This window comes from Pseudonocardia sp. CA-142604 (assembly GCF_050948475.1).
Lineage (GTDB): Bacteria > Actinomycetota > Actinomycetes > Mycobacteriales > Pseudonocardiaceae > Pseudonocardia > Pseudonocardia alaniniphila.
The window spans coordinates 3,568,864-3,585,642 of sequence record NZ_CP192045.1 but is presented as its reverse complement, the minus strand read 5'-3'; the positions used below and the strand labels follow the sequence as shown (position 1 = coordinate 3,585,642).

12 protein-coding genes and 1 pseudogene are annotated in these 16,779 nt (G+C 68.3%); 4 read left to right on the top strand and 9 right to left on the bottom strand.

Annotated elements, in window-relative coordinates; genetic code table 11:
- Positions 1 to 401: 401 nt before the first annotated feature.
- From ACQPZQ_RS16400 to ACQPZQ_RS16385, 4 genes are all read right to left on the bottom strand, one after another.
- Positions 402 to 995, bottom strand: coding sequence for a Dps family protein (locus ACQPZQ_RS16400; RefSeq protein WP_433296563.1), 594 nt, complete (start codon positions 993 to 995; stop codon positions 402 to 404).
- A 97-nt stretch (positions 996 to 1,092) separates the two neighbouring features.
- Positions 1,093 to 2,214 carry a transaldolase gene (tal, locus tag ACQPZQ_RS16395; protein WP_433296561.1) on the bottom strand — a complete coding sequence of 374 codons (1,122 nt, stop codon included), beginning with the start codon at positions 2,212 to 2,214 and terminating at the stop codon, positions 1,093 to 1,095.
- A 723-nt stretch (positions 2,215 to 2,937) separates the two neighbouring features.
- Positions 2,938 to 4,464, bottom strand: a complete 1,527-nt coding sequence (locus tag ACQPZQ_RS16390) for a GMC family oxidoreductase (protein ID WP_433296559.1) — start codon at positions 4,462 to 4,464, stop codon at positions 2,938 to 2,940.
- A 531-nt stretch (positions 4,465 to 4,995) separates the two neighbouring features.
- Positions 4,996 to 5,403 (bottom strand): YybH family protein, encoded by a 408-nt coding sequence (locus ACQPZQ_RS16385; RefSeq protein ID WP_433296557.1) that lies wholly within the window; start codon positions 5,401 to 5,403, stop codon positions 4,996 to 4,998.
- A 1,198-nt stretch (positions 5,404 to 6,601) separates the two neighbouring features.
- Between ACQPZQ_RS16385 and ACQPZQ_RS16380 the strand changes: the two genes are divergently transcribed.
- Complete coding sequence (locus tag ACQPZQ_RS16380; RefSeq protein ID WP_433296555.1) at positions 6,602 to 7,258, top strand: TetR/AcrR family transcriptional regulator; 657 nt, start codon at positions 6,602 to 6,604, stop codon at positions 7,256 to 7,258.
- Between the two features lie 1,256 nt (positions 7,259 to 8,514).
- Here ACQPZQ_RS16380 and ACQPZQ_RS16375 read toward each other — a convergent pair.
- The 3 genes from ACQPZQ_RS16375 to ACQPZQ_RS16365 form a co-directional block, all read right to left on the bottom strand.
- Positions 8,515 to 8,946 carry a cupin domain-containing protein gene (locus tag ACQPZQ_RS16375; RefSeq protein WP_433296553.1) on the bottom strand — a complete coding sequence of 144 codons (432 nt, stop codon included), beginning with the start codon at positions 8,944 to 8,946 and terminating at the stop codon, positions 8,515 to 8,517.
- Positions 8,947 to 9,199: 253 nt separating this feature from the next.
- Positions 9,200 to 10,642: a dihydrolipoyl dehydrogenase family protein gene (locus ACQPZQ_RS16370; protein ID WP_433296551.1), complete on the bottom strand. Its 1,443-nt coding sequence runs from the start codon at positions 10,640 to 10,642 to the stop codon at positions 9,200 to 9,202.
- Between the two features lie 615 nt (positions 10,643 to 11,257).
- Entirely contained in the window at positions 11,258 to 11,923 is a 666-nt protein-coding gene (locus tag ACQPZQ_RS16365) for a TetR/AcrR family transcriptional regulator (RefSeq protein WP_433296548.1), read from the bottom strand.
- 950 nt (positions 11,924 to 12,873) lie between these two features.
- Between ACQPZQ_RS16365 and ACQPZQ_RS16360 the strand changes: the two genes are divergently transcribed.
- Complete coding sequence (locus ACQPZQ_RS16360; protein WP_433296547.1) at positions 12,874 to 13,281, top strand: YybH family protein; 408 nt, start codon at positions 12,874 to 12,876, stop codon at positions 13,279 to 13,281.
- 551 nt (positions 13,282 to 13,832) lie between these two features.
- Here the strand turns inward: ACQPZQ_RS16360 and ACQPZQ_RS16355 are convergent.
- Positions 13,833 to 14,066: pseudogene (locus ACQPZQ_RS16355) on the bottom strand (ribonuclease J); the annotation flags it as partial.
- A 111-nt stretch (positions 14,067 to 14,177) separates the two neighbouring features.
- On the opposite strand from ACQPZQ_RS16355, the gene ACQPZQ_RS16350 reads away from it, so the two are divergent.
- Together ACQPZQ_RS16350 and ACQPZQ_RS16345 are read left to right on the top strand one after the other, a co-directional pair.
- Positions 14,178 to 14,381, top strand: coding sequence for an SDR family oxidoreductase (locus ACQPZQ_RS16350; RefSeq protein ID WP_433296545.1), 204 nt, complete (start codon positions 14,178 to 14,180; stop codon positions 14,379 to 14,381).
- A gap of 250 nt (positions 14,382 to 14,631) precedes the next feature.
- A complete protein-coding gene (locus ACQPZQ_RS16345) occupies positions 14,632 to 16,419 on the top strand; it encodes an AMP-binding protein (RefSeq protein WP_433296542.1) in 1,788 nt (595 codons plus the stop codon).
- A gap of 126 nt (positions 16,420 to 16,545) precedes the next feature.
- Here the strand turns inward: ACQPZQ_RS16345 and ACQPZQ_RS16340 are convergent, their stop codons facing one another.
- A complete protein-coding gene (locus ACQPZQ_RS16340; RefSeq protein ID WP_433296540.1) occupies positions 16,546 to 16,734 on the bottom strand; it encodes a hypothetical protein in 189 nt (62 codons plus the stop codon).
- Positions 16,735 to 16,779: the final 45 nt, after the last annotated feature.

The following is a 16,779-nucleotide window of genomic DNA, read 5'->3' as shown; positions in this document are numbered from 1 at the left end:
ATGTCGTCCGGATCGAGGCTCGGCCGGCGATCGACCCCGGCAGGGCCGGCCGCGAAGCCGGCCATCACCAGCCACGAACGCGTGTAGAGCAGGGCCGCAGCCTCACCGGCGATCCCCGATTCATGTCCGGGTCCGCCGATCCGAATGCGAGCCGCAGGATCCCGTGGACGGTGGCGATGGAGCCGGCGTTCCCCAAGCCGGCTGCCGTTTCCAGCAGCGCCACGATCGTCACGCCCGCGCGCAGCCTGCCCCAAGGAACGTCGTGCCCGGCCCCGTACGCGACTGTTCACGGTGCCCCGCACTGCACGATGCCGGTCGCAGGATCAGCATCCGGAACGGCGACGGCCAGGCGACAACGCCGTGCGAAGCACACCGGGGACGGCACCAGCGCAGTTCGACCGTCAGATGCGCACGAGAGGCGTGTCGACCAGATGCTCAGCCAGGAACCAGCACTGCAGCTCTCCGGTCCGGATGACCTGCGAGACGAGCAAGTCGTTGGTTCCGTCGTCGCCGAGCTCCGCGCTCTTGGCAGCCGCTTTGTGGGCGTCGATCAAGATGCGCTCATGCGCGTCGAGCAGCCGGGAGAGCATCGCGGGAACCTGCTCGACACCATCCGGCGGTCGCGGAATGCTGCTGAGCTCCGCCGCATGGCGCGGATCGCCCACCGCTACGCCACCTAGGCTCTGGATGCGTTCGGCGATCGCGTCGACGAGAGCGAGTTGCTCGTCAGCGTGCTTGTCGAGCAGGAGGTGGAGCTGGTAGAAGGTCGCACCTCGGACGTTCCAGTGACTCTTCTTGTAAAGAGCGTAAAGAATCTGAGTGTCGGCCAATGCCCGGTTGAGCATTTCGGCCGCGTACATGCGCGCGTCATAGGATAATCCAACGGGGAACTGCTTCACGGTCCCGAACTTCTGGATCTCCCCTCCCCCGTGCTGATGCAGCCACGGCTGGCTCGACGGCGAGACGCGATTCTTTGCGCCCTGAGTTGCGGTCATCGGTGGACCTCCTCCACGTTCACGGTTCGTACCGACACGCTTTTGCGCTGATCTCGCTTCGCATTGCGCACCCACGTGCGCCAGCCACGGCGAGCCCCTACTCGGCCGCTTCCATGGACCGCCCGACGGTCTCATGCAGCTCCGCCCAGGAGCGGGCGAACCGATCAACGCCGTCACGTTCCAGGACCGTGAAGACCTCTGAGAGATCGACGCCTGCGGCAGCTATCGCGTCGATCACCTCACGGGCCTCCGGGGCACGACCGGTGACGGCGTCACCGCCGTCTGCTCTGCGCAGTGAGCCGTGATCGGCGAAGGCGTTCAGCGTTGCTTCTGGCATCGTGTTCACAGTTCCGGACACCGCGAGCTCGGTGACGTACATCGTGTCCGGGTAGGCAGGATTCTTCACGCCCGTCGAGGCCCAGAGCGGCCGCTGAACACGAGCGCCCTTTGCCGCGAGGCGCTCCCAGCGCCGACCGGCAAACGTCTCCCGGAACGCTTGATACGCAAGTCTCGAGTTCGCGATGCCGGCCATGCCCCGCAACGCGAGCGCTTCATCCGACCCGATCTTTTCAAGGCGTTTGTCCACCTCCACGTCGACACGCGAGACGAAGAAGCTCGCGACCGAGTGGACTGAGGTCAGAGGCACGCCGTCGTCGAGCGCCCGCTCGAGGCCGTCGAGGTACGCCGCCATGACCTCCCGGTACCGCTCCACCGAGAAGATGAGCGTGACGTTGATGTCGATGCCGAGCGCGAGAGCTTCCGTGATGGCCGGCAGGCTCGCCCTCGTCGCGGGAATCTTCACGTACAGGTTTGGGCAGCCGACCGCTCGCATGAGGCTCACCGCCTCGACGACAGTCGCTTCGCTGTCGCCGGCCAGATCGGGGTTGACCTCGAGCGACACCCGCCCGTCCACACCGTTGCTCGCCTCCCAGACGCCGTGGAACAACTCGCAGGCCTGCTGGACATCCACGACCATGAGCTTTCGTACAGCGTCTCCGACCGTCGCCCCACGCCGCGCGAGTTCCCGGATCTGCGACGTATAGACCCCTCGGTGCGCGAGCGCAGCCGCGAAGATGGTCGGGTTGGTGGTGACGCCGACGACGTGCTTGTCGTCGATGAGTCGCCGAAGATCACCGCTGACCAGGCGATCACGCGACAGGTCATCAAGCCAGATCGAAACACCCGCCGCGGTGAGCGCAGCAAGTCGGTCGTCTGCCATGGGGATTCCTCTCTGGACTCTCGGGGGGCGCTGACCTCCACCCTGGCGTTCCAGCCGGGCTTGCGACCGTCCACGACTTCCCCGTCGGCACGACTCAGCGCTCCGTCGATCTACTCAGGGCGGGATGCGGCCCTCGTCGAGCAGCCAGCACAGCAACTAGACTGACTGTTCCAGACTATGGCATCAAACAGGCGGCCCACAGGAGGGCGCCAAGTGGCGCGCATCACATCGCCCAGGAGTCCCCCGGTCAGCGCGTGGGCACTCTCGGTGGCCGCGCACCCAACCCGCCCACCTGCATGAACCCGGGAAACCAGCGTCGTCCTCCCCGTAACGGCGAGGACCCGCGCAGGCACCCAAGGGACCGGCGATGCTCCGATTCGATCGTCCAACCGGCCGTCCGCCCTCCCATCCACGCCGGAGAGCGATACAAAGATGGACCAGATAGCACCAACGAAGCGGCCACAGGTGCGGTTGGCGCCTGGATTCGCCCAAGTCCACGTAGATGACGGAAGGCGTCACAGCGCGTCACCCCGCCTGGCAGGCTGCCCAGGCACCGATCCCACACTGCCCCACACCCGAGGCGATCGATACGGGTGGCAGATGGTCGGCAGCCGGGCGCGCGTTGCCATTAACCGTTTAGTCCAATTCGGTCACCTGCTCGCCGCCCCGGGGCAGAGGCCTGCCGCCACGCGCTCGTCGCGGCATTCGCCTGCGCCTGCAGCGTCACTCGGCGATGAGAGCGGCCGCCCGTTCCGCGATCGCGCAGACCGTGGCGTTGGTGTTCGCGGAGACGACCGACGGCATCACGGACGCGTCGGCGACCCGGAGCCCGTCGATCCCGCGCACTCGCAGCTCCGGGTCGACCACGGCCATGTCGTCGATCCCGATCCGGCAGGTGCCCGCGTAATGGAAATAAGGCATCAGGCTTCCTCGCAGGTACTCCCGGACGGCAGCCGGGCCGTCGGGGTCCGACACCGCGGGTGCCTCCTCGCCCCGCCAGGGGGCAAGCGCCTCGGCGCGCCCGATCCGCCTGGCGAGGCGCAGGCCCGCCGTCATCGTCTCGACGTCACGGTCGTCACCGAGATAGTTCGGGTCGACGAGCGGCACGGCCTCGGGATCGGCGCTTGCGAGCCGCACCGACCCTCGGCTGCGCGGAGTTATCGCGCTGAACATGATCGAATACCCCTGAGCCACGTCGGTGCGGGCGGCCGGATGGATGGGCCGGCTGAGGAAGAGCATCTGCAGGTCCGCGCCGCCCAGAGCGGGATCGCTGCGCACCAGTCCCATGGCCTCACCCGGGGGATTGCCCGGCATCAGTGGCACCGGACGGGAGGCGCTGTAGCTCACCATCGCCGCCGGATGGTCGTGGAAGTTGGCCCCGACCCCGGGAAGGTCGTGCACGACCTCTACGCCGACGTCACGCAGGTGATCCGCCGGCCCGACACCGGAGAGCAGCAACAACTGCGCCGACCCGATCGTCCCCGCCGTGAGCACCACCTCCCGCGAGCACTCCGCGACGCTCACTGTGCCGTCCAGCGAGTACTCGACCCCGGTACAACGACGACCGTCGAACCGGAGCCGGTGCACCACGGCGCCGGTGACCACGTCCAGGTTCGGCCGGTCCAGCACGGGGCGCAGGTAGGCATCGGCCACGCTCTGCCGCACCCCGTCGACGATCGTGTTGTCGCAGCGCCCGAAACCTTCCTCCAGGCCGCTGCTCACGTCCGTCGCCGCCGGACACCCCACTTCGACGGCCGCGTCGAGGCACGCGCTGATCACCGGATGTGGCTCGGGCGGTGGCGACACGACCATCGGCCCGTCCGTGCCGCGGACGGCCGGATCCCGCCCCACCGCGCGTTCACTGCGCCGGAAGTAAGGCAGGAGGTCGTCGAACTCCCACCCCTTCGCCCCCATCGTCGCCCACCGGTCGTAGCTCGAGCGATGGCCGCGCAGGTAGTTCAGCCCGTTGATGGCCGATGAACCCCCCAGGGCGCGTCCGCGCGGCAGGACGATCGATGAGCCCAGGAAGGCCTGCTCGGTGGACGGGGTGCACCAGTCGGCGGAGCTGCCCAGCAGGGCGAGCCAACCAGCCGGGCTCGCCATTGCCGACAACTGATCACGTCCTCCGGCTTCGACAAGAAGTACGCGGATGTCGTCGTTCTCCGACAGTCGAGAACCGATCACACAACCGGCGCTCCCGCCGCCCACGACAACGAAATCATAACCAGAACCCGATTTTAATGCGCTCACGACCTCATCATCGCCAGGTCAACGCTCGGCGGCAATACCGTTTCTCATTCGGTGCCACACCGGTCCGCAAATGCCGATTTCGCAAGAGTCCGATTCGCGAGCCCGGTTCATTTATGTCGCAAAACGTCGACCCGCCGACGGCGTGGCCACGAGAACGTCGCGTGTGCGACGAATCACGACGCCGTCCACCTCGAGGTGCGCGATGACCACCTCGGGTCATCACCGGCTCGACCTCCGCGCGTCGAGCTGCAACGGGAGCCCGAACATCGGGAACAGCGTTCGGCTCGGGTCCGACCATGGCAGCACCGCCGCCATGCGCGAAACCGCCGGAGCCAGCAGCACCAGATGGGTTTCCGCCGTCTTGTGGAGGGTCCGGGCACGTGAGTCGGAAATCTTGACCACGTGAGGTGTGGTGGTACCCGGCCGATAGCCCGTTCATGAGAGTGGGAACCGGGTCTTGTGTGATGCGGGCGGCTTCATCATGTGGTGGTGGTTGTCGGCGCCATCGCGGAGGGGTGTGGTGGGTGTGTGTCAGGCGGGGGGTTGTCGTGTTGCGGTGCCGAGGGCGTTGTCGATGAGGTATCGCCAGCGGCCGTCGGCGCCGCGGCGCAGGATGTCGGCGGCGGCGCCTTCGAGGTGTACGTGTGTGCCGTCGGGGCCGGTGCCCTCGATTGACCAGTCCAGGACGATTTGGGCGATGTCGCCGGCGACGAACACGTGGCGGGTGGTGGCCTCGAGTGGCAGGCCGAGTTTGAGGTCGCGTTCGAGTTCGGCGGCGATCTCGGTGGGATCGGTGACCGAGCGTCCGTCTCGTGCGACGAACACGGCTCCGGGCTCGTAGTGGATCATCATGGCGCTGACCTTGCCGGAGTTGAACCGCTCGACCAGTGATGCGGCCATGTTTTCGGGTTCGGTCGGGAGTGAATAGGACTCGGACATTCCGGTCTCCTGTTCATGGTGGTTGATCTGGGATGCGGCGATGACGGCGCAGCGTGTCGTCGATCGAGCCGGGGCCCGGATGCGGCCCGCGGAGCGCAGTCGGCAGCCTAACTGGACTGCCTGTTCCAGGCTATGGCATCAGTTAGGCGGCCCGCAGGAGGGCACCGAGTGGCGCGCGCCACATCACCCGGGCGTCCCCCGGCCGGCGCGTGAGGCATCCCCGGCGCCCGTACACACACCCTCTCTCACCTGCATAAACCCGAGGAACCAGTGCCCGGTCTCCGCGCAGTGGTGACGAGCCGCGCAGGTGCCCGGGTGGCCGGCGATGCTCCGATTCGCTCGTCCGCCCCGCCGTCCGTGCTCTCCCACCTACGCCGCAGGGAGCTACAACTATGGACCATCTAGACCAACGAGGCGGCCGCAGGTGCGGCTGACGCCCGGGTCCGCCGGAATCCACGTAGACAACCGACCCACCATCCGGGCCACCGGGAAGACACCACAACACCTCAACCCCTGCCTCACCGCCTGCCCAGACACCGATCCCACCCGCTACCGCCCCACACCCGAGGCGATCGATACGAATCGCAGACGGACGGCAGCCGGCCACACATGGCCTTTGACCGTTCGGTCCAACATCGCACACACCACCTGGACGGGCTGGACGCAATTCATGTCCTCGAAGAGGGGCATGGTTCAGGGCGGGACGCGAAGGTTGCGGTCGGACACGCGGCGGCCCCGTGACGCAAGCCTTCATCGGAGCAAGCGCCGAAGCTGACGGCCGGACGGGCATTCGCGACGCGGCACGGCCCCGTTCGATGCCCACCCCCGCGACGCCGAGCCGGAAGACAACCTCCGCAGCGCCCCGCACAATGCGGTCCCGCGTCGCCGCATGCCAGCCAACCCGCCCCGAGGCTCGCTCCTCGGGTTCCCCTCTGGACACGCGCAAATGCTCTGGAACCGGTACTGGGTGGTCCGTTTTGACTGTCACATCTTCGGTGGTGTCGAGCGACGAGCGCTTGTGCCGCTCCAACACGAGCCTCCTGAGGTGCGCAGGAGGGCAACCGGTCCACAGACCCGATCTCCAACGCCACGCGACGGGCCTCCGTATCGCACGGCGTACGGGATCCTCTAGACTAGTCGGTCTACAATGTCGCGTTTCAGACGTTCAGCATCACGTCGTCAGGCTAGGATCGCGTCCGTGACGAGTGCCCGAGCCGAGCAGCCTGCGCGGCGCCTGACCGCCCGCGGCGCCCTCACGCGCGACCGCATCGTCCAAGCCGCGGCCGAGCTCATGCACGCCAACGGGGTCGCCGGCACGACCATGGACCAGGTGGTCGAGGCCTCCGGTACCAGCAAGTCACAGCTCTACCACTACTTCGACGACAAGGACGCCCTGGTCACCGCGGTGATCAAAATGCAGACCGCACGTGTGATGGAGCGGCACGAACCCCACCTCGAACAACTCAACTCCCTGCAGGGTCTGCGGCGCTGGCGCGACGCGAGCGTTCGTTTCGTCGACGAGCGCCACGGAGCCCACGGCTGCGCGATCGGCTCGCTGGCCAGCGAGTTGGCGGACCAGTCCGAACCAGCCCGGATTCTGATCAACGCTGCGTTCCAGAACTGGGAGTCCTACCTCGCCGCGGGCATCCGACGTATGCAGGACCGTGGCGAACTCGACGCGCAGGCCGACCCTGCCGAGCTCGCCACCGGCATCATGGCGGCTTACCAGGGCGGCTATCTCCTCTCACAGGCCGCACGAAGCGCGCGGCCGATGGCACTGGCGCTCGATTTCGCGATCCACAACGTGGAAGCGCTCGCGCTACCGCAGAAACGTGCATCCGACGCAGCGAGCTGATCAGCCCAACTCGGGGAAAGTCCCGCCGACATGCGGACACTTCGGTCTAGTACTGGCATGTCATGCGATCGCCAGCCCGGGGCACCGGAGATCAACTTGCCTGTCGAGTTGTCGCCCGGCAGCGGCGTCTCCGGCATCCTCCACCGTCTGGTCGAGTCCAGGGGCGTCCCCGATGTCCCCCGACTGATCGGCGGCCACTCTTGCCTGGACCAGCGACCCGCCGTCGCAGTCGTCGGCGGGCCTGACACGCGGGGAACGATTGTCGCGGACAAACCTGCCGCAGCGCGTTAAGAGCGATCTGTCCTACAAGTTCGGAGTAGTCCTGCAGGCCTACCTGCGCCTACCGCCGCCGTGCGCACCGCCGGGCAGCTGGAAGCGTCCTGGCATACCGCGACCGAGCGAGTCCGCCGAAGAACGCGCGATCGCAGAACCTGAGCTCGCCCCGCTGGGTCGACTCGCGCGCGACCGCCGCGCCGACATCGTCGAGCGGATCGACCAGGCAAGCGCCGTCGTGCAAGTCGTACAGCGGGCGCTGGAGGACTGGCTGCGGCGCAGCGGCGCCCACCCGGACGGCCCTGTGGGACCGCATGCGAGAGCTCGAGGTGCTGAGGCCCGGTATGCGGGGTGATCGGACTGGGCGCAGGCACCGGCGAGGCCACGATGCGGCTGCTCCGAGCCGGCGCCGACGTCGTGGCGGTCGTCTGCCCAGACTGCGCGAGACGGCACCTGCGCGACATCGAGGCGAGGCTGCCTGCCGGTTGGCACTGAAGCGGGCGACGACGGTGGCGGGTCGGCCCGGATATGGCGCGTTCCGGCTCGTGCTGGGGCTCGGCGGCGGGGGCCACGAGACCAGCACCGGTACATCCTGACCCGCGCCGACGCCGCCGAGCGCGACCATGCGCCTGCATGGCAAGCAGCGCACCGGCGCGACCAGGAAGCCGCCGAGGCGTCGTACCGGCGCGTCGCGTCACCGACCAGCAGCTCGCCCACACCGAACATGTCGCCGCGCTGGAGCCGAGCACGACATGCGCGAGCGGCAGCCGCCGGCAGTCCATACGGACGTCCCGGGGCTCACGCTGTACCAGGAGCAGGCAGGCCACGAGATACCGGGGCCACGGCGAGGGGGCCACCGTGACGAGCCCGAACGCGAGCCGAGCACGAGGTTGGGCGTGAGCCCGATCATGGGCCCGGGCACAAGCACGAGCCGGGGCGCGAGCACAACCACGAGCCCCTGCTGTGCCGCGCCCGGGGCGGGATCACGGACGAGGGGCGCGCCGGGGCTTGCGCTCCTCGAGCTCCTCGGCACTCACCGGGATCAGCATCGGCTGGCCGGGGACGCCGAACATGGTGACCACGAACCGGGTCTCGGCATCGGCGAGATTGTTGCCGTCCTGGTAATGGATCACGTCGCCGCCCGGCTCCCCGAACGTCTCGCCCGCACGCACGACACGCTCGGGCTCACCCTCCAGCTCGAAGATCATCTCGCCCTGGACCACGTAGCCGAAGGCGGGACCGGTGTGCCGGTGGGGCGGGGTACCAGTGCTCCCCGGGGGCAGCGTGACCTGCAGGATCATCGCCTCGGAGGGGTCGGGAATCGGCGGGGTCGGCACCGAGACCAGGACCTCGATCTGCGGCGGGGGTGTCGTTCGGTTCGGGTCGTCGATGTGGTGCGAGTGGTGGACAGACATGGATGCTCCCAGCTTCTTCAGCGGTTATCTGGAATCACCGACATCAGCACGGACAGGCGCCGGTCCTGTCCGTGACAGCGATGGCGGGGGCGTGCGTCGCACGGTGACGGTCGGCCGTTCTGCGCCGAACGGCCTGCACGACTACTGCTGTGCGAGCCACCGGTCGACGGTGAGGTGGTAGCGCTTCGCCGCGTCGGCAGCGGCGGTTGGTCCGCGACCATGCCGGCCTGCGGTGTCAGCTCCGGTCGGCTACTCAGCCGCGGTAGGCCTCCAGGAGACGCAGCCAGACCTCGCTGATCGTGGGGAAGCAGGGGACGGCGTGCCAGAGCCGGTCGACAGGCACCCGGCCGGCGACGGCAACCGTGGCCGAGTGCAGCAGCTCGCCGACGCCAGGGCCGACGAACGTGACCCCCAGCAGAACGTTCTCGTCGAGGTCGACCACCATGCGGGCCCGACCCTGATAGCCGTCGGCGTACAGCTTGGCCCCCACGACGACCTCACCGATCTCGACATCGACCACGCGCACCCGGCGCCCGGCCTGTTCAGCCTGCTCGGCCGTGACCCCGACGGAGGCCGCCTCAGGAACGGTGAACACGACCTGCGGAACGGCGAACGTGTCCGCGGTGGCGGTGTGGGCGCTCCAGGCCGCGGTCTCCACTTCCTGTCCGGCAACACGTGCACAGATGACATCACCGATGATCCGTGCCTGGTACTTGCCCTGGTGGGTGAGCAGAGCCCGGTGGTTCACGTCGCCGGCCGCGTAGAGCCACCCGAGGTCGGGCGCCAGCACCCGGCCGTCGTCCGCGATCTCCAACCACGACCCCGACATGAGCCCCACCGTCTCCAGCCCGATTTCCACGGTGTTGGGCGCCCGGCCGGTTGCGAACAGCACCTCGTCCGCCTCGAACTCCGAACCGTCCTCCAGCAACACCGTGGTAGCCCCGGCGGGCCGGCGAAGCTGCAGCTCTTTCACCGACACACCGGTGCGCACCTCCACCCCAGCGCTGCCGAGCGCCTCAGCGACCAGCTCACCGGCGAAAGGCTCCATGCGGTGCAGCAACCGCCCCTCGGGCTCCAGAAGCGTGACCGATGCCCCCAACCCGTGCCACGCCGTCGCCATCTCAACACCCTGCGGGCCACCGCCGATGACTGCGAGCCGGTCGGGAACGGCGCTGCTTTCGGTGGCCTCACGGTTCGTCCACGCGTGCACGGCCTCGATACCCGGGATGTCGGGGATCGCCGCCCGGCTGCCGGTGCAGATCACGACCGCATGCCGCGCCTCGAGCACGACCACCTTGTCGTCCGGCATAGCAACGGCGACCCGACGGGCACCATCGAGCCGGGCATGCCCGCGGAACAGTTCCGCACCGATCTCCTTGACCCGGTGTGCACGGCCGTCGTCGTCCCGGTTGGTCACGTAGCGCTCGCGACGCCCGAACACGCCGGCCACGTTGAGCGGACCGGAGACCGCATCCCGCGCGCCGTCGACGCTGCAGGTATCCGCGAGGGCGATGACCGGCCGCAGCATCGCCTTGCTGGGGATACAACCCCAGTACGCGCAGTCACCGCCCACCAGTTCCTGCTCGATCACCGCAGCCTTGAGCTCCGCAGCTCGGACCCGGTCGGCGACGGTCTGCCCCACCGGGCCGGCGCCCATGATGATGACGTCGAAGACGTTGTCCGTTGTCCCGTTCATTCCCCGTCCTTCCCGCAACGATCGTCGTGCTGGTTCTTGCTCGGACTGGTGGTGGCCGTGCCGGACGCGTTCCGCAGTGAGAAAGCCGCTCTCCGGCCGGGCTGAGGCGCGCGTCGAGCGCGCTGCCCCTGGTACGACGACGCCCTCCTCTCCGGCTGCTCACCAGCGCGGCGAAATGGCCACACCCGGCATTCGTCCGGCCCCCTCCGCGGAAGCGGAGGACAAGTAGAGAGACGACCAGCAGCAGCGAGGGCGCCGTGCACCTCGGCCATGAACGGGGCCGGGCCGCAGCCGTCGGCCGCTACAGCGGCCGACACGCCCGGCCTGTCGGGCCCCGGCGCACTGAGCCGCCCCGCGGTCGCACCCGTCGCGGCCAGCTCGTCCGCGGTGACCTTGCTGAAGATGCGGACGCCGGCCGCGGGCAGGGCATCCGGGAGGTCGGCGGCCTCGCGCGCGAATGGGTGCTCCGCTGGGCCGCGGGCGGCGTGGATCCACCAGACCTCCCGCGCACGGTCGTGCGAGGCCGGGTGGTGGAGCACCGCCAGCCGTCCTCGACGCCGACCCGTCACCGTACGGCTCGTTCGCCCTCGTGGTGGCCCGGAGCAGGAGTCCTGATCATGAGCCTTCTCCCGACTCCAGCTCGACGTGGCCTGCAGGCGCCGCGGCGAGCGCCATCCGGTCGAGGGCCAGCCCCAAGGCCGTCCGCACCGGCTGCTCGCTACGCCTGGCGTGGGCCAGCACCAACCCGCCCTGCAGTGCGGCCATGACCCCGGTGCCAAGTTCGGCGGGGTCGGCCGCGGCGTCGAGTTCGCCGCACTCTTGCATGCGGCGAAGCGCGGCGGCGAGGTAGGACTCCCACGTGCGGAATGCGTCCTCGAGCTTGGCCCGTGCAGCACTGGACTGCTCGGCCAGCTGGCCGACCAGAGCGCCGATCGGGCAACCGTCGACTCCATCCCGCGTCCGGTTCATGGCCACGACGGCATCGGCCCACTCGCGCAACCCACTGACGGAGTTCACCCGGGCGAGCAGCGACTGCTGGCCGGCGAGCACGGGGTTCACCTGGAAGTCGACCACCGCCTCGATCAGCGCTTCCTTGTCCGCAAAGTAGCGGTGGAGCTCCGAGCGACTGGCGTTCGACGCGGTGAGAACCTGCTCGATGCTCATTTCCGCAACACCACGGCTGAAGACGATGCGGGCGGCAGCGCGCACGATCCGCTCGCGCGTCACCGCGCCCCGGTGAGTCCGCAGCGGGGCCTCCTCCGCGGCATCATCTCTAGGCATCGACCGAATGCTAACCAGTGCAGACCAGTCGGTCCACTTTCAAGCCGTGATACGCGGCACTACGACGGGGAAAAGCGGCCGCTACTCGGTCATAAGGGTACGAATCGGCTGGACTGATTGGTCTGCAAGATCTCGGATGGTAGGCGGTTGTCAAGTAGTCGGACCAGCATGGCCACCGTGACAGGTTTCGGACCCAGCCTCCTACGCGGCGCCCGACCGCGCTTGGAGCGTTGACTCGGTACTGCATCGTCCGTGCCGCAGCGGATCTCGTGCATGCCGCAGGCGTTGCCGACACCACCATGGGCCGGTGGTCGACGCTCGGGCATGAATTGCGTCCAGCTCCTCCAGGTGGTGTGTGCAATGTGCAATGTTGGACCAAACGATTGCACGCAATGTGCGCCTGGCCCGCGTCCGTCCGTGATTCGTATCGATCGCCTCGGGTGTGGGGCGATAGCCGGTGGGATCGGTGTCTGGACAGGCGGTGAGGCAGGGGTTGAGGCGTAGCGGTGTCTTCCGGGTGGCTCAGATGGTGGGCCGGTTTTGTGCTAGCCGGTCCATCGTCGTATCGCTCTGCGGCGTGAATGGGAGAGCACGGACGGCGGGGTGGACGAGCGAATCGGAGCATCGCCGGCCACCCGGGCACCTGCGCGGCTCGTCACCACTGCGCGGAGACCGGGCACTGGTTCCTCGGGTTTATGCAGGTGAGAGAGGGTGTGTGTACGGGCGCCGGGGATGCCTCACGCGCCGGCCGGGGGACGCCCGGGTGATGTGGCGCGCGCCACTCGGTGCCCTCCTGCGGGCCGCCTAACTGATGCCATAGCCTGGAACAGGCAGTCCAGTTAGGCTGCCGACTGCGCTCCGCGGGCCGCATCCGGGCCCCGGCTCGATCGACGACACGCTGCGCCGTCATCGCCGCATCCCAGATCAACCACCATGAACAGGAGACCGGAATGTCCGAGTCCTATTCACTCCCGACCGAACCCGAAAACATGGCCGCATCACTGGTCGAGCGGTTCAACTCCGGCAAGGTCAGCGCCATGATGATCCACTACGAGCCCGGAGCCGTGTTCGTCGCACGAGACGGACGCTCGGTCACCGATCCCACCGAGATCGCCGCCGAACTCGAACGCGACCTCAAACTCGGCCTGCCACTCGAGGCCACCACCCGCCACGTGTTCGTCGCCGGCGACATCGCCCAAATCGTCCTGGACTGGTCAATCGAGGGCACCGGCCCCGACGGCACACACGTACACCTCGAAGGCGCCGCCGCCGACATCCTGCGCCGCGGCGCCGACGGCCGCTGGCGATACCTCATCGACAACGCCCTCGGCACCGCAACACGACAACCCGCCGCCTGACACACACCCACCACCACACCCCTGCCGTGGCCGGCTCCACGTCCTCGTGCACTGGCCGACGGAGCGCTCGGCGAGCCCGCGCGCTGGTACTTGCGCCGCTCCACATCGGCGATGAACCCGCCCGTCATCATGTGGCGCCGACAATCACCGCCACATGATGAAACCGCCCGCATCACAGAAGACCCGGTTCCCACCCAAACCCCAGATTAACGGGCCACCGGCCGGGTAACACCACCACGCCTCATATGACCGAGATTTCCGACCCCCGCGCCCGAACCCTCCGCAAGACGATGGAAACCATCTGGTGCTGCCGGCTCCGGCGGTTCGCGCACCGCCATGCCGGCGTGCAGGGCACCCACTCCTCGCTAATCTGCGGACCATGAGATCTTCTGCCACATCAATGTGGATGTTGCGCTGCTACTGATTTCCGGAGTATCAGCAGGGAGTCATGAATGAGGAGCGACGACGATTACGTCTCCCGTGGTGCGCCGGGACCCGGAGTGACCCTCTGCGTGCCGGGGCCGGGCCTCCGGCCCCGGCACGCGGGCCGGTCAGACAGGGATCACCGTGGGCACGATCATCGGCCGCCTGCGGTAGGTCTCCCCCACCGACCTCCCCACCACGCGGCGCACCGCCTGTGCGATGCGGTGGGTGTCGGTGATGCCCTCGGCCTCGGTGCGGGACAGCTCGTCCTCCACGAGGGGCAGCACCGCGTCGAGCGCCTTGGGGTCGTCGGAGAACCCGCGGCCCGACAGCGTGGGGCGCGACACGGCCCGGCCATTGGACTCGACGGGCAGCGTCTGATCGCGACAGCGGCTGGCGCAGCCTAGGGCACTCGCGCGAGCTGTCGGTCTATGCGTGCTCATCGGCAGTGTTGCTCGCACGGAGCAACCGGAGTGTGGGCCCGCCGCGATCCCCAGTTCCCGGAAGAGGAACTCGACCTGACCGAGAACACTTTTGCCGGCAGGCACCCGCTCGGCCGGATCGGCACCCCGGAAGACGTCGCGAACATGGTGTCGTTTCTGCTCTCGGACAAGGCGAGCTGGATGACCGGCGCCATCGTCGACGTTGACGGCGGCGTCATGGTCGGACGCAACTGACCACCTAACTGAGGACGCGAGAAGGGCCACCAGGATTGGTCATCCTCTATCTTTTGTAACGGTAGTGCTGTGATCTTCTGCCTGACTTGGCAGCTTCCCGGCCGTGCAGGGCGCCCGGCGTCGGCCAGGATTCGCAGCCGCAGCCGTTTCGGCTCGTTGGTCGCCCCGTTCGGGGGCAGTGCGAGGCGGGCGCACCAGGCCGGCAGGTCCGCGGCGAGCGCGCTGGTCGCCAGCCGGATCCGGTTCTGGTATGCGTCGTGGAAGGACAGGTTGCGCAGCCCGGTGTCCGTCGCGCAGGTGTGTTCCTCACGCCCTTACGACCACATTTCAGCGCCGGATACGGACTCATGAAGGATGTCGGAAGGCTTTGATGATGTCGATTTTCGCGATTCGGCCGTCTCGGGCAACCGCGGAGAAGCATCGCGCCGCGGACGTGTGGCGCGACTCCGGGCCCATCGGGGATCTGCGTCGGTGGCGTGACGAAAGCCCTGATGCCATCGCGATCAGGGCCTATCGGGCCGGCACCGCGCCGGCGGAGATGAGTTCGGTGGAGCTCAGCTACGCCGACTACGCCCACTACGTCGAGCGGTTCGCTGGAGCGCTGTACGAACTGGGCGTGCGGCCCGGCCAGGTGGTGGCGTTCCAGTTACCGAACTGGTGGCAATCCGGCGCGCTCTTGCTGGCAGCGATGCGGCTGCAGGCGGTGCTGGCACCGATCATGACCACGATCCGGCCCCGCGAGCTGGAACCAATGCTGGCCCGAGTGGGCGCGAACGTCTGCGTCACGGTGGACGAGTGGGACGGGTTCCACCACGCCGCCGCACTGCGCGAGATGGCGCCGCGGCTGCCCGAGCTGCGCCACCGGGTGGTGATCGGCACGGCGGACGACGGTGAGACCGAGTTCAGCTCGTTCTTCGAGGACACGCCGTGGGAGCAGCGCCATCCGGTCGCGCTGGATGGTGCATCCGAAGATCCGGACCGGGTGGCCATACTTTTCTTCACCTCGGGCACGTCGGGCGAGCCGAAAGGCGCGCTCCACAGCCACAACACGGTGCACGCCGGTATGGCTTGCCTGGGGGACCCGGGAGTCGGGCAGCAGGACGTGATTTTCACGCCTCATGCGCTGATGCACACGCTTGCGTATCGCAGCACGCTGCTTTCCCTGTGGAGCGGGGCGTGCAGGGTGCTGCTCGACTCCTGGTCCGGCGAGCGGGGTGCAGCGATACTCGCCGAAACCGGCACCACGATCATGCTCGGCGCGCCGACGTTCATCCAGGACGTGATCGCGGCCTGGGACGGCGAGCCGCAGCGCCTGCCCGCGCTTCACGCGCTCGTCTGCTCCGGCACCACCATTCCGCGGCCGCTGGTCTCGCAGGCCCGGCGGGTGTTCGGGGTGCCGTTGCAGGCCGGGTGGGGGATGACCGAGACCGGGCTGATCACACGGACCCGCGAGGACGACTGGCCGGAGTGGGCCACGCACAGCGACGGACGCCCGTGCAAGGGCGTGGAGATCGACCTGCGGTCGGACACCGACATCACCCACGCCCAACCCGGCCGCGCCTTCGTCCGAGGCGGTGGCGTGTGCCTGGCAACCGTGGGCCGCGACACCGGCAAGGTCGTGGTCATCGCCGATCAGAACGACGGCTGGTACGACACCGGAGACCTCGCCGCGCCTGACGGATGCGGCGGGTTCAAGCTGATGGGCCGCGCCGCCGACCGGATCGGCGGGGTGTTCATGATCCCGGTCAACGACGTCGAGTCCGCGCTGCTGGGCCATCCCGGCGTCGCGGACGTCGCCCTGGTCGGCTACCTGACCGATGACGGCGGCGAACTGGCCTGTGCGGCGATCGTCCCGGCGACCTCGCCCCCGGTCACCCTGGATGAGCTGTGTGAGTACCTCGGCGGCCAGGGCATGACGCAGTGGTACCTGCCCTCTCGCCTGGCGCTCGTCGAAACACTGCCGCGCAACACCAACGGCAAGGTGCGCAAGGAACTGCTCCGACGCTGGCTGCGTGGCGAAGCCGCGCTCACGGAATGACCGACGGTGGACCACGACATGCCAATCGGCGTAGTACACGCTCTGAGCTTCCCCGATTGGCCGGAGTCCTTGGAAAGGTCACAGCCAGAATCGCCTCACAAGCCGGACCCGCCTGGAGCCGCGACCTCACCAATCAGCCCCGATCTTGGGTCGCAAGAGGGTGTCGCGTACCCACAGCGGCCAGCAGCCGGTGCGGCCGAGCTCGGCGAGTTCGCCCTCGATGTCGGCCTCGATGGCGCCGAAGAAGTTGATGTTCTCGCTGTGCGCTGGGGAGATGCGCCAGGACCTCGTCGTCGATGCGGCCCCCGGCCTCACCAGGCGACCGTACGGCCGGGGGCCCGCACCACGGAGGTCGTGCAG